Here is a 12,573-nt window from a genome sequence, read left to right on the forward strand (position 1 = left end):
TTCTTAGGGGGTACAACATGGAATTATTAAAAGACAGAATTAAAAAGGATGGAAAGGTTCTTTCAGAGCACGTGTTAAAGGTAGATTCCTTTTTAAATCATCAGATTGATCCAGAATTAATGCTAGCAATAGGAAAAGAATTTGCTGAAAGATTTGCTGAAGACAAAATCACAAAAATCGTTACGATTGAATCCTCTGGCATTGCACCTGCAGTGATGGCTGGTTTATATATGAAGGTTCCTGTTATTTTTGCTCGAAAAAGAAAATCGTTAACCCTAAATGATGATTTATTGACAGCCACTGTCCATTCTTTTACTAAAAAGGAAACAAACGAAATCTCGCTTTCAAAAAAATATGTATCAAATGATGATCGAGTGCTGGTTATTGACGACTTCCTCGCTAATGGTCAGGCTGCCCTTGGTTTAGTGGAAATTGTGGGGCAGGCAGGTGCACAGATTGCCGGGATTGGCATCGTCATTGAAAAGTCCTTTCAGGAAGGGGCTCAACTTTTAAAAGAGGCTGGCTTACGGGTCGAATCCTTAGCAAGAGTTGCCTCTCTCTCAAACGGTGAGGTTAGCTTTGTAAACGAAAATGTAAAGGAGTTAGTGTAATGAAACAACAACATACATTCAAAATTGCTTCTTTAGGAATTCAACATGTACTAGCAATGTATGCAGGAGCGGTCATTGTCCCGCTTATCGTAGGCGGCGCCCTTAAATTTAATGGGGAACAACTAACCTACTTAGTTTCAATTGATATTTTAATGTGCGGGATTGCAACTATTTTACAAGTTTGGCAGAATCGCTTTTTTGGAATCGGCCTGCCCATCGTCCTTGGATGTACGTTTACGGCTGTAGGACCAATTATCGCAATTGGAAGTCAATACGGTATTTCAGCTATTTACGGCTCCATTCTTCTATCAGGTCTTATTGTGATTCTTATTTCTGGCTTTTTCGGAAAATTAATTAAATTTTTCCCTCCGGTTGTTACAGGATCTGTAGTTACCATTATTGGGATCACTTTAATTCCGGTTGCAATGAATAACATTGCCGGCGGTCAAGGCAGTCCTGATTTTGGTTCCCTTTCGAATATTAGTTTAGCTTTCGGAACTTTACTGTTTATTATTTTGCTTTATCGATTTACGAAAGGATTTATCCGTTCCATCTCGATTTTACTGGGCTTAGTTGCCGGTACACTGGCAGCAGCTATTATGGGAAAAGTGAATTTTTCAGCTGTGGGTGATGCTTCATGGTTCCATATGGTAAAACCATTTTACTTTGGCACCCCGACTTTTGAATTGACACCTATTATTACCATGACATTAGTTGCCATTGTAAGTTTGGTAGAATCGACAGGTGTTTATTTTGCCCTAAGCGATATTACGGGTAAAAAATTATCGGAAAAAGATTTATCCAAAGGTTATCGTGCTGAGGGTCTTGCGAGTATCATCGGCGCATTGTTCAATGCCTTTCCATATACCACCTACTCACAGAACGTCGGTCTGGTCCAACTTTCTGGAGTTAAAGGGAAAAATGTCATCTATACGATGGGTGGAATGCTTATTTTTCTAGGATTTGTGCCGAAAATTGCGGCTTTGACTACAGTAATTCCTACCCCTGTTCTAGGAGGCGCAATGGTGGCCATGTTCGGAATGGTTATCGCCTATGGAATTAAGATGTTAAGTAAAGTAGAATTCGCTTCCCAAGAAAATCTGTTGATTATCGCTTGTTCTGTTGGCATGGGACTTGGTGTAACCGCTGTTCCTACCCTTTTTGACCATTTGCCAGAGAGCGTCAAAATTCTGACCAACAATGGGATTGTTGCTGGCAGCTTGACCGCCATTTTCTTAAACATTGTGTTTAATGTCTCAAAGCGGACCAAAGACCAAACAAATGTTCATGAGTTAAAAGCGTCCTAATAGAAAAGACGGAGCTATTCCAAGCTCCGTCTTAATATTTCTATTAAATCTGATAGATTACTTTGGATGGATGCATTTTGTGCCAAGGTGCTCGTGCTGCTCCCTCCACTGTTTTGACTTCCTGAACCTGAGACCGTTTTTGTAACCGATATTGGAGAAATATAAACCGCCCCGCCGAAATTTACTATACCGCCAGAAATAGTCCCAATTGATATTCCGTCTTTATTGAAATCCAAGCCTTCCCCTTCTTCCAATCCTTTTCAATAGGATATGTACAAGCTTAAAGGCTTGATTAAACTCCTTCATTAGAAAAATTAATTTTCATCAAGATGCAGCTTTCTTTTCTAACTTACAGATCCAATTATAGAATCCAAGTAAAATAAGCAAAAGAATAGGATCAAGAATGACCGCGTGCCATAGTCTCCACCAGCCGTAATGAAAATATCCCCACGGAGGAGGCAGTATCGTGATCCGTTCGTATATTAAAATGGCAACTACAAAAAAGGAAAAAAACAATAGCCGTTGCCATTTTGAAGATTTTTGAGGGTACCAGTTAAGAAAAATAATATTGGCTGCAGGGACTAAAAAAATATGAGGAAGGATTCCCGCCCAATCAATATCCCTAGAAAAATACCAATACGCATGAAATTTAAATTCGACAAATACATCAAACAACGTCTCAAAGGCAATCGTAAAAAGCCAAATGTGGACTATTTGATTGGAGCTCATTCTTCTTTTAGTTTTAAAGGCTATAAAATTAAATAGTATTATGGCAATTAAAAGTCCAATCATAAAATTTTCCTTTTTATTTAGATTATCCTCATTTTAAGAAGGAATATGCATCATCCCCAATTTATTTACAGTATTTTTCACACCAAAATACCTAGTCCAATCCATGAAATTCTAGTTTTATGTAATAATGTAATATTTCTTGAACAAAGCGAGGATTACAAAAAATGAGCTTATTAAATGTCGAAAATTTATCTCATACATTCGGGGACCGTACATTATTTAAAGACGTTTCCTTTCGATTATTAGCAGAAGACCATGTTGGACTTGTCGGTGCAAACGGGGTCGGTAAGTCTACCTTAATGAATATTATTACAAACCAATTGATCCATGATAGCGGCCGTGTGGAATGGACACCTGGTGTTCATTATGGCTATTTGGATCAGCATACCGTTCTAACACCTGGAAAAACAATGCGTGATGTCTTGCGTGATGTCTTGCGTGATGCCTTCCTTCCTCTTTTTGAAAAAGAAAAAGAATTAAATGAAGTAACGGCAAAAATGGGTGAAGCATCTCCAGAAGAGCTCGAAGTATTATTAGAACAAATGGGTGAAATCCAGGATGCCCTAGATGCTGGCGGTTTTTACTCTTTAGATATTAAAATTGAAGAAGCGGCCCGCGGTTTGGGACTTGATGCCATCGGTTTGGACCGAGATGTTGCAGCGCTTAGCGGTGGTCAACGAACAAAGGTTCTGCTTGCTAAGCTTCTTTTGGAACAGCCGAAAGTATTGCTGCTTGACGAGCCGACCAACTATTTAGATGTTGAGCATATTCGCTGGCTTCAATCCTATCTAAAGGATTACCCATATGCGTTTATTTTGATCTCCCATGATACGGAATTTATGAACCATGTATCGAATGTTATTTTTCAATTAGAATTTTCAAAGCTTACCCGTTACACAGCAAGCTATGAGAAATTCCTTGAGTTAGCTGAAATCAACAAAAACCAGCATATTAACGCTTACGAAAAACAACAGGAGTTTATCAAAAAGCAAGAAGACTTTATTGCAAGAAACAAGGCTCGCTATTCGACAACTGGCCGTGCGAAAAGCCGTCAGAAGCAATTAGACCGGATGGAACGGATTGACCGGCCTGAAACGGCAATGAAGGCAACGTTTGAATTCAAGGAGTCTCGAAGCAGCAGCCGTTATGTTTTTGAAGCAAAGGATTTGGAAATTGGCTATTCTCACGCATTATTACCGAAAATGAATATGACTTTAGAACGTGGTGAAAAGGTCGCCATTATCGGCTGTAATGGTGTTGGTAAATCAACCCTTCTAAAAACGATGCTTGGTAAAATAGATCCATTAAATGGTTCCGTTGAACGTGGAGATTTCCTTTTCCCTTCTTATTTTGAACAAGAAGTGAAAGCAGGCAATATCACACCTATTGAGGATGTATGGAATGCCTTCCCTTCTATGGATCAGCATCAGGTTCGTGCAGCCCTTGCCCGCTGTGGTTTGAAAAATGAGCATATTTCCCGCCCATTGAGCCAGCTAAGCGGTGGAGAGCAAGCAAAGGTTCGCTTGTGCAAGCTGATGATGAATGAAAGTAACTGGATTTTATTCGATGAGCCAACGAACCATCTAGATATCGATGCAAAAGCTGAATTAAAACGGGCATTAAAGGCCTAGGTACTGTTGTTTTAGTTTGCCACGAACCAGACTTTTATGAAGATTGGATTACAAAAGTTTGGAATGTTGAAGAATGGTCACAATTAACAGTTTAAGAAAATCAATCAAACCCCTGCCCTTTTAGCAGGGGTTTTTCTTGTGAACACTGTATTTAACATTATGAACATCTTTTGCTATCTATTTTTTCGATGAGTATTAATTGGATAAATAGATATATTGAATTTATTCCCTTTTACGCTTTATTTATAATGAAAAAGGCTAAGCATTTCTATTATAAATAAAAGTAAAAGAGGTTATTATTTTATGAAAAGATGGTTTTCTGTTATGATTCTTTTTATTCTTGTTTTTTCTCTGGCTGCTTGCGGACAAAAGGATGAAAAAGCAACCGTTGGAAAAAAAGAAGCAAAGACGAATGAAGTATTTAAAATTGGTGCGATTCCTGACCAAAACGCAGCAACCCTTGACAAAGGGATGACAGCAGTCGCTGAGTATTTAAGCGAAAAGACGGGTATGAAGGTTGAATTCGTTCCATCTGTCGACTACGCTGCCCTAGTTACTGCCTTTCAACGCGGTGAAATCCATATGGCATGGTTTGGCGGCTTAACAAGTGTCCAGGCAAGAAATCTTGTTCCAGAAGCAGAATCCATTGTTCAACGGCCACGCGATGCTGAATTCCATTCTGTTTTTATCACGCAGGCTTCAGAAAATATTACAAAACTTGAAGATTTAAAAGGTAAGTCTTTTACGTTTGGGAGTGAAAGCTCCACTTCTGGGCATTTGATGCCCCGTTATTTCTTAACAGAGGCTGGAATTGATCCAAATAAGGATTTTGACGGCAAGCCTAATTTCTCAGGTTCACATGATACAACCTATAAATTAGTGGAATCAGGCGCATTTAAAGCAGGTGCCCTAAACGAAGCGGTATGGCAGGCAGCAGTAAAAGAAGGAAAAGTAGATACCAATAAAGTGAAGGTTTTCTACACAACCCCTGCTTATTACGATTATAACTGGACCATTAATAGCAATGTCGAAGAGGTTTTCGGAAAAGGCACAAAGAAAAAAGTGAAAGACGCTCTTCTCTCCATCACAGGTGATCAAAAAGAGATTGCCGACTTATTCCAAACCGACAGCTTCATTGAAACAAAAAATGATAATTACAAAAAGATTGAAAAAGTGGCGAAAGAACTAAAGATCATTAAGTAGTAGGTGTCATAAAATGTCTTCAAAAAAAATGATTGAAGCCAATTCCATAAGCAAACATTATGAGCGGAAGATAGCCATATCTTCCCTTTCTTTTTCGATTCATCAAGGGGAAACGGTGGCATTGATTGGACCGAGCGGGGCGGGAAAAACGACGCTGTTAAATATGATCGCAGGATTGATTCCAATTGAGTCTGGCGAATTATTTATCGACGGCCACCCCCTTTCTTCCTATAAAAATCGAAAGGGTTTTGCGAAGAAAGTCGGGGTAATCCGCCAGCAATTTGATTTAATTGGGCCGCTTGCGGTGATTCATAATGTGCTGGCAGGGAAATTAGCAGATTGGGGTTTGATCAAATCAGTACTTTCCCTCCTCCTTCCTCAAGAAAAAGCATCTGCATTAGAAGCTCTTGAGAAAGTTGGTCTATCTAACAAGGCATACGAAATCACCTCAACGTTATCGGGCGGTGAACAACAGCGTGTCGCGATGGCCCGCTTAATGATCCAAAATCCAGAAATCCTTTTAGCGGATGAACCAGTTGCTTCACTGGATCCTGCCCGTGCAGATGACATATTAATGATTCTGACGAATATCGTTAAAGAAAAAAACCAAACAATTATTGCCAGTTTGCATTCGGTTGACTACGCCCGAAAATATTTTACAAGAATCCTTGCCCTTAAAGATGGGGAACTATTTTTTGATTTGCCAACTGAAAAGGTAACGGATGAGCTATTAGCTGAGCTTTATCAAATAAAGGAGAGCAGCTAATATGAAAAATCTGGTTTCCTCCCTTCGTTTGCATAATCGTTTTCTGTTAACATTACTATTGGCCGCTATTTTCATCTGGAGTCTTTTCTCCATTAAATGGAATGCTGACTTATTTCATGCAGGTGGTATTCCCACCATGCTGCAGATTTTTGAAGGTCTGTTTCATCCGGATCTTTCACCAGATATTTTAATGAAGGGCTTAGAGGCCGCCTGGATAACCCTGGCTTATGCTGTCGCCGGTATGTCACTTGCTATCATATATGCGTTTGTCGTTGGTATTCTTGCTTCCGGAACGTTAACTTCGAGAAGGGTTGCCCGTCTTACATCTAAGGTATTTTTTAGGGGTGTTTTAGGATTTACCCGTTCCATCCATGAGCTCATTTGGGCCTGGCTTTTTGTCGCTGCGGTCGGGTTGTCTCCTTATGCGGCCATTTTTGCACTTGCCATTCCTTATGGCGGGATACTTGGACGGATTTTTGCTGATATGTTAAATGATGTCCCTATCGAGCCAATTAAGGCTTTAAAATCCACTGGCGCTTCCAGGCTTCAAACTCTTATTTATGGATATCTTCCCCTCGTTTGGGCGGATCTTATCAGCTACACAATGTACCGGTTCGAGTGCTCGATCCGTTCCTCTGCGATTATGAGTTTTGTAGGTCTTGGAGGGCTGGGTTACCAAATTCAGCTATCGCTTGCTGATTTGAAATATGATCAAGTTTGGACTTATGTATTTTTTCTAATTGGGCTTGTTTTATTAGTTGATGTTTGGAGTAATTCGGTGCGAAAAGCGCTAACGGAACGAAAGCGCCGAAGAGGATTCAGCCCTGGCTGGGGTTCATCTCTTTTCACAATTCTACTAATTATCGGTTCTTGGGTATTTATTACTAGCGGTGATAAGGCAAATTTATTGGAACTGCTATCGGATAAAAATCTTGAATATGCGAAAAAGTTCTTTGGAGGCCTAGTTGGGGTGAACGAAAAACACCCTGCATTTTTGGTGGCAAGCGGTTGGTCATCTGCTTTAAAATTGACACTGGAAACTCTCGAGATGAGTATTATGGCAATTGGTTTTGCAACGATTGCTGCCTTTATTACGGTTATTCCGGCTGCTAGAAATATGGCCAATGGAAGCCTGACGTCAGAAAAAAAATGGTATAACTGGCCCCTCTTCGGAATTGTTCGGATTATTTATGTTTTTTCACGGGCGGTCCCCGAGCTAGTTTGGGCGATGATGATTATTTTTATTTTTAAACCAGGGCTTTTGCCTGGAGCGATTGCACTTGCGCTTCACAATTTTGGTATTCTTGGGAAGCTGTGGGCGGAGGTCATTGAAGATATGGATCCCAGACCCATTCGTAATTTAGCATCTGCTGGTGCGTCTAAAATTCAAATTTTGTTTTACGGCATCCTTCCAACCGTGTTACCGCGATTTCTGACCTATATTCTTTATCGTTGGGAAGTCATCATGAGGACAACGATTGTGGTAGGATTTGTCGGTGCTGGTGGTTTAGGAATGGAATTTAAATTGGCGATGAGCTTTTTTCAATATACCGAGATTACCTTATTGTTGTTATGCTATATGATTCTTGTCATTATTGCCGATTTTACGTCGGAGAGTACGAGAAAAGCCGTTAGGTAATGTGAAAATAAAAATTCACTGCGTTAACGAAAACAAGTTTTGTTTAATAATCCATAGTTTTTATAGATCTTTTAAAAAGGTCTATTTTTTTGTAGCTATCCAAGTGTAAAAAGTGGCAAAGTGCCAGTGAAACGGAATTTTGAAGGTCCACAGGCACTCTGGGAGGTTGACAGTGCCCGGACAGCTAAATTTTAAGCATTCATAGACAATCCGAACCTTTGACTTCCTGGCTAATTCCTAAACTATCCCCGTCCCTCTCTGATATCACAAAGTTACAAATGACTATCAACTACCTATCATTATGCTAGCAATATGCTACCGCTTTGATAAAACCTTATTAGCTCGGCTTTTTAGTCTCATCTTTAGGTGGCTGTTGTGCCTTCCTCACCAATTTCCCCCCATTAAAATGTCTGCCATAAGCAGTGACAATCTCCGCTGCTTCCAGGTTGGGATGCGGCCATTTGCCTTCCAGGTCAAAAAGTAGGACTGTTCTTTTCCGCTATAAAAATCCGCAGCTAAAGGATTTTCGGGCGAAATTGTGCATGCCGCTTGTCCGAAAGGAATTCATGTCTTTCCCCGCCTCCCAAACCGTCATCGTTTGACCTATGCCGCCATCGAGCTGCCCCTTAAGCTCGGCATAAAGTAAATTCTTGTTTTTACTCATCGCTTTCATTATCATTTGATTTAAAAATCCATTAATGATTAAACGTGGAATGTTAAATTGTTCTCCCCTTGACCGATAAAACAGCAGTTGGAGGAATTTGAAGATATAAATTAATTATTCAAAAGCTTGTATTAATCCAACGATTTCCATTATCCTAATGAATAGAACAACTAGTTTTGGGAGTGAAGATACATTTGCAAACAAAAGCAGCTTTGCCAATATTATTTGTAGTGATGTTTTTGGTAATGGTGGGGTTCGGAATCATTATTCCTGTTTTACCCTTTTATGCCGAAGAAATTGGGGCTAGTCCCACAGAATTAGGACTGTTAATGGCAGTTTATTCGTTCATGCAGCTCATCTTTGCGCCAATGTGGGGACGTTTATCCGATCGGATTGGCCGAAAGCCTGTGATGATGATTGGGATTACTGGACTTGCGCTATCCTTTTATATTCAAGCAATCTCAACAGAGCTTTGGATGTTATTTGCCGCAAGGATCATTGGTGGCACCCTCTCATCAGCCAATATGCCGACGGCGATGGCATATGTTGCTGATATTACAACAGAAGAAAACCGTGGGAAAGGCATGGGCATCGTAGGAGCAGCAGTAGGTTTAGGATTTGTATTTGGTCCGGCAATTGGCGGTATTTTTTCAAAAATTAGTTTGAGTATGCCGTTTTATCTTGCCAGCGGTTCTTCTTTGATTACCTTGATCCTTGTATTTCTTTTATTAAAAGAATCAAAACTCAATAAGAATGACTCTATAGAAAAAAGGCGCTCCATTTGGGGGGCATTTAATCGGGATGTCGCAGTTTTGTTTTTTGTGCAATTATTAATTTCCTTATCCCTCTCTGGCCTTGAAGCAACCTTTGCCTATTTTGCGGCTAAAAAAGCGGGCTTAAATTCTACAGAGCTCGGATATATTTTTATGATCATGGGGTTTGTGGGAGCGATGGTCCAGGGCGGCTTAGTCGGAAGGATGACGAAAAAATACGGTGAGCCTTCTGTAATTCAAGTCGGAATCATTGTTTCAGCCCTCGGGTTTGGTTTAATATTACTGGTGAATAGCTTTACTACTGCTGCTATCTTTTTATCTATTTTTGGGATCGGAAATGGTGTAATACGTCCGAGCGTCTCTTCCCTGCTTACAAAAACATCAACAGCAGGACATGGCAGTGCCACTGGACTGCTTTCTTCCTTTGATTCATTAGGAAGGATCATTGGCCCGCCATTAGGGGGGTGGCTGTTTTCATTAGCGATAGGCCTCCCTTATATTTCAGGTGTGATTATATCCATGGCAGCTCTTATTCTCTTTTTTCTTTTCCGCCCTCAGGTAAGTACGGTAAAGACGACAAACATGCAAAATTAATCGATAGGCATATGTGGATAGGACATGCATAAAATGGTTGCAAGAATATATTTGATAAAAGGAGTCCGGCGCATGAAAAACAAAACCGTCATTAGTGTATTTTTCCTTTTAGTCATATTAGGTTTTGCAGCCTATTTAGATTCACCTTATTCATTTATTAACAACAATTACGCCTATTCCGACGACCAGCCTGTTTTGGCTCAGCCTGTTGAGGTTGAAAAACCCGAAAATGTTCCTGAATTGGTAGATAAACTGGAAAAAACGAAAAAGGAAGATGGGTATATTATCGAAACCTACGAGGAATACGAGGTCTATAAAGATCAGAACGGGAAAGTAATCAAAAGTGAACCAACAGGAAAAACAGAAACGCTAAAATACTGGGATTATAAAGATTAAGACCGCTCTATTGAGCGGCCTTTTTTTATCATGTACCGCAGTAGGTACGGTATGGTAGGTTGGATGGTGCAGGCAGTGAGCAGTATTCCTCGTTTTTAGGCGACACTGTGTATGGGTTTGAAAGAACCTGAAGGAGACTTTCCATCACACTGAAGTCTCCCTGATTGACAGCGGCATCCAGCGCCTCCTCAACACGGTGATTACGTGGGATCACTGCAGGATTTGAGTTTCGCATCAATTGCAGTGAGGCTTCTTTTGACTCCTGCTGTCTGTTTAGTCTTTCCTCCCACTGCTTATGCCATTGAATAAATTCTGGTGTTCCAAACATTGCCGTTTCCTCCGGCTTAGCCATAGTTAGGGCTCTGAAGGTATTTGTATAGTCGGCACGATATTTCTGCATCATGCCTAGGAGATCATCGATTAAGGAATTATCCACCGCTTCTTCGTTAAATATTCCTAGTTTTGCTCTCATTCCCTCAAGCCAATATCCACGATACAACTCCATGTAGTCTGCTATCGCCTCTTGGGCTATTTTGACCGCCTCATTCTCATCTTCATGGAGCAGCGGCAGAAGAGTTTCTGCAAATCGAGCGAGATTCCATCCGCCAATATATGGCTGATTGCCGTATGCATAGCGGCCTTGTTGGTCAATCGAGCTGAAAACTGTATCCAGGTCGTACGTATCCATGAAAGCGCACGGGCCATAATCGATGGTTTCACCGCTAATGGTCATGTTATCGGTGTTCATTACCCCGTGAATAAAACCAACCAGCTGCCATTTTGCAATCAGTTTGGCCTGACGCTTAATGACTTCCTTAAGGAGTGACAGATATTGCCCCTCGCCTGATTCAACTTCTGGATAATGGCGGTCAAGTGCATAATCAGCCAGTAGTCTTAGATCTTCTACAGTTCCCCAATTTGCTGCATACTGAAAAGTACCAACCCGCAAATGACTGGCAGCCACACGGGTCAAAATAGCACCCGGCAGGTAGGTTTCACGGATAACTGGTTCACCCGTCTCCACCACAGCGAGGCTTCGGGTCGTCGGGATACCCAGTGCATGCATGGCTTCGCTGATAATGTATTCGCGCAGCATCGGTCCAAGTGCTGCCCTGCCATCACCCCCGCGGGAGTATGGCGTCCTCCCTGCCCCCTTCAGTTGAATATCAAACCGTTCCCCTTTAGGGTTGATTTGTTCGCCAAGCAGCAAAGCACGCCCGTCCCCTAACTTGGTAAACCCGCCAAACTGATGACCAGCATATGCTTGTGCAAGCGGTGCTGCCCCTTCCGGTATTCGATTTCCGGCAAAAACGGCAACACCATCTTCGTCTTGTAACGAGTCGGCCTTCAATCCAAGTTCTTTTGCCAATGCGCCATTTAGTATAATCAACTTTGGTGAACGGACTGGAGTTGGTGTTTGGCTTGTAAAAAATATTTTAGGCAGACGAGCATAACTATTGTCAAAGTTCCAATCTGTTTCTTTTATTTCTTTTCTCATTCGGTTCTCCCTTCCTTTCTTGAAATAAAGAAATGAATTACGCGTTTAAATCAAAACGTTCCCCAGTCACAAGGTAGATAACATGTTCGGCGATGTTCGTCGAATGATCCGCAATTCTTTCAATGTATCTGCACACAAATGCTAACTGTGTAATTTGATTCGTTTGTGCAGGATATTTCTGTATATAGCCCATAAGTTCTTTAACTAAAGTTCCGTACATTTCATCCACTTTGTCATCTTTTTTAGCGCATTCCTTTGCGAGATCAACATCTTCTGAGAGGAAGGCTTTTAAAGAATCACTTAGCATGTCTAAGGCGAGATCCATCATTTTGGGAATGTCGACAATTTCTTTAATATGTTTTTCTTTCCCTATATGCAAGGTTGACTTTGCAATATTAACGGCATTATCAGCAATTCGTTCTACCTCAGAAGAAATTTTTAACGCAACAACAATTTTTCTAAGGTCCCTGGCCACCGGAGATTCCTTTGCAATTAAAATAATCGCTTTATTGTTAATTTCATGTTCTAACTCATCAATAATTGTATCATTATTAATGATTTCATTCGCTTTTTCAATATCCTGATTTATGAGGGTGTTAATACTTTCTTTAATAGCATGTTCCGATTTATGAGCCATTTCCATAAGCATATCTTTTAATTGTTTTAAATTACTATCGAAATTTAATCTTGTGATCATTT

12 protein-coding genes and 1 pseudogene are annotated in these 12,573 nt (G+C 40.6%); 8 read left to right on the forward strand and 5 right to left on the reverse strand.

Features of this window, described 5'->3' with window-relative positions; translation table 11 throughout:
- Positions 1-17 precede the first annotated feature (17 nt).
- Together LC455_RS08880 and LC455_RS08885 are read left to right on the forward strand one after the other, a co-directional pair.
- A complete protein-coding gene (locus LC455_RS08880) occupies positions 18-611 on the forward strand; it encodes a xanthine phosphoribosyltransferase (RefSeq protein WP_223590004.1) in 594 nt (197 codons plus the stop codon).
- The gene (locus LC455_RS08885; protein ID WP_223590006.1) at positions 611-1,918 is read left to right on the forward strand and encodes a nucleobase:cation symporter-2 family protein; all 1,308 of its coding nucleotides are present in this window, start codon (positions 611-613) and stop codon (positions 1,916-1,918) included. The genes LC455_RS08880 and LC455_RS08885 overlap by 1 nt, the downstream gene beginning before the upstream one ends.
- A gap of 14 nt (positions 1,919-1,932) precedes the next feature.
- Here the strand turns inward: LC455_RS08885 and LC455_RS08890 are convergent, their stop codons facing one another.
- A complete protein-coding gene (locus LC455_RS08890; protein ID WP_223590008.1) occupies positions 1,933-2,154 on the reverse strand; it encodes a spore germination protein in 222 nt (73 codons plus the stop codon).
- A gap of 88 nt (positions 2,155-2,242) precedes the next feature.
- The gene (locus tag LC455_RS08895) at positions 2,243-2,710 is read right to left on the reverse strand and encodes a hypothetical protein (protein WP_223590010.1); all 468 of its coding nucleotides are present in this window, start codon (positions 2,708-2,710) and stop codon (positions 2,243-2,245) included.
- 164 nt (positions 2,711-2,874) lie between these two features.
- Here LC455_RS08895 and LC455_RS08900 point away from each other — a divergent pair.
- From LC455_RS08900 to LC455_RS08915, 4 genes and pseudogenes are all read left to right on the forward strand, one after another.
- Positions 2,875-4,436 (forward strand): annotated as a pseudogene (locus LC455_RS08900) (ABC-F family ATP-binding cassette domain-containing protein).
- Between the two features lie 208 nt (positions 4,437-4,644).
- A complete protein-coding gene (locus LC455_RS08905; protein ID WP_223590012.1) occupies positions 4,645-5,544 on the forward strand; it encodes a putative selenate ABC transporter substrate-binding protein in 900 nt (299 codons plus the stop codon).
- Positions 5,545-5,557: 13 nt separating this feature from the next.
- A complete protein-coding gene (locus LC455_RS08910) occupies positions 5,558-6,310 on the forward strand; it encodes a phosphonate ABC transporter ATP-binding protein (RefSeq protein ID WP_223590013.1) in 753 nt (250 codons plus the stop codon).
- A gap of 1 nt (position 6,311) precedes the next feature.
- On the forward strand, positions 6,312-7,949 hold the full coding sequence (locus LC455_RS08915; protein ID WP_223590015.1) for a PhnE/PtxC family ABC transporter permease: 1,638 nt from the start codon (positions 6,312-6,314) through the stop codon (positions 7,947-7,949).
- A 499-nt stretch (positions 7,950-8,448) separates the two neighbouring features.
- Here LC455_RS08915 and LC455_RS08920 read toward each other — a convergent pair whose 3' ends face one another.
- A complete protein-coding gene (locus LC455_RS08920) occupies positions 8,449-8,628 on the reverse strand; it encodes a hypothetical protein (protein ID WP_223590016.1) in 180 nt (59 codons plus the stop codon).
- 179 nt (positions 8,629-8,807) lie between these two features.
- Between LC455_RS08920 and LC455_RS08925 the strand changes: the two genes are divergently transcribed.
- A complete protein-coding gene (locus LC455_RS08925) occupies positions 8,808-9,980 on the forward strand; it encodes an MFS transporter (RefSeq protein ID WP_223590017.1) in 1,173 nt (390 codons plus the stop codon).
- A 72-nt stretch (positions 9,981-10,052) separates the two neighbouring features.
- Positions 10,053-10,376, forward strand: a complete 324-nt coding sequence (locus LC455_RS08930) for a hypothetical protein (RefSeq protein ID WP_223590019.1) — start codon at positions 10,053-10,055, stop codon at positions 10,374-10,376.
- Positions 10,377-10,404: 28 nt separating this feature from the next.
- Here LC455_RS08930 and LC455_RS08935 read toward each other — a convergent pair whose 3' ends face one another.
- Together LC455_RS08935 and phoU are read right to left on the reverse strand one after the other, a co-directional pair.
- Entirely contained in the window at positions 10,405-11,874 is a 1,470-nt protein-coding gene (locus LC455_RS08935) for a protein adenylyltransferase SelO (protein WP_223590021.1), read from the reverse strand.
- A 37-nt stretch (positions 11,875-11,911) separates the two neighbouring features.
- Positions 11,912-12,571, reverse strand: coding sequence for a phosphate signaling complex protein PhoU (gene phoU / locus LC455_RS08940; protein WP_223590022.1), 660 nt, complete (start codon positions 12,569-12,571; stop codon positions 11,912-11,914).
- Between the last annotated feature and the right edge of the window lie 2 nt (positions 12,572-12,573).

It is taken from the genome of Neobacillus bataviensis, assembly GCF_019969725.1.

Excerpts from the sequence above, each read along its gene's own strand:
- LC455_RS08905 (WP_223590012.1), top strand. The coding sequence starts at position 4,645 with ATGAAAAGATGGTTTTCTGTTATGATTCTTTTTATTCTTGTTTTTTCT.
- LC455_RS08930 (WP_223590019.1), top strand. The coding sequence starts at position 10,053 with ATGAAAAACAAAACCGTCATTAGTGTATTTTTCCTTTTAGTCATATTA.
- LC455_RS08885 (WP_223590006.1), top strand. The coding sequence starts at position 611 with ATGAAACAACAACATACATTCAAAATTGCTTCTTTAGGAATTCAACAT.
- phoU (WP_223590022.1), bottom strand. The coding sequence starts at position 12,571 with ATGATCACAAGATTAAATTTCGATAGTAATTTAAAACAATTAAAAGAT.
- LC455_RS08935 (WP_223590021.1), bottom strand. The coding sequence starts at position 11,874 with ATGAGAAAAGAAATAAAAGAAACAGATTGGAACTTTGACAATAGTTAT.
- LC455_RS08910 (WP_223590013.1), top strand. The coding sequence starts at position 5,558 with ATGTCTTCAAAAAAAATGATTGAAGCCAATTCCATAAGCAAACATTAT.
- LC455_RS08880 (WP_223590004.1), top strand. The coding sequence starts at position 18 with ATGGAATTATTAAAAGACAGAATTAAAAAGGATGGAAAGGTTCTTTCA.
- LC455_RS08915 (WP_223590015.1), top strand. The coding sequence starts at position 6,312 with ATGAAAAATCTGGTTTCCTCCCTTCGTTTGCATAATCGTTTTCTGTTA.
- LC455_RS08920 (WP_223590016.1), bottom strand. The coding sequence starts at position 8,628 with ATGATAATGAAAGCGATGAGTAAAAACAAGAATTTACTTTATGCCGAG.
- LC455_RS08895 (WP_223590010.1), bottom strand. The coding sequence starts at position 2,710 with ATGATTGGACTTTTAATTGCCATAATACTATTTAATTTTATAGCCTTT.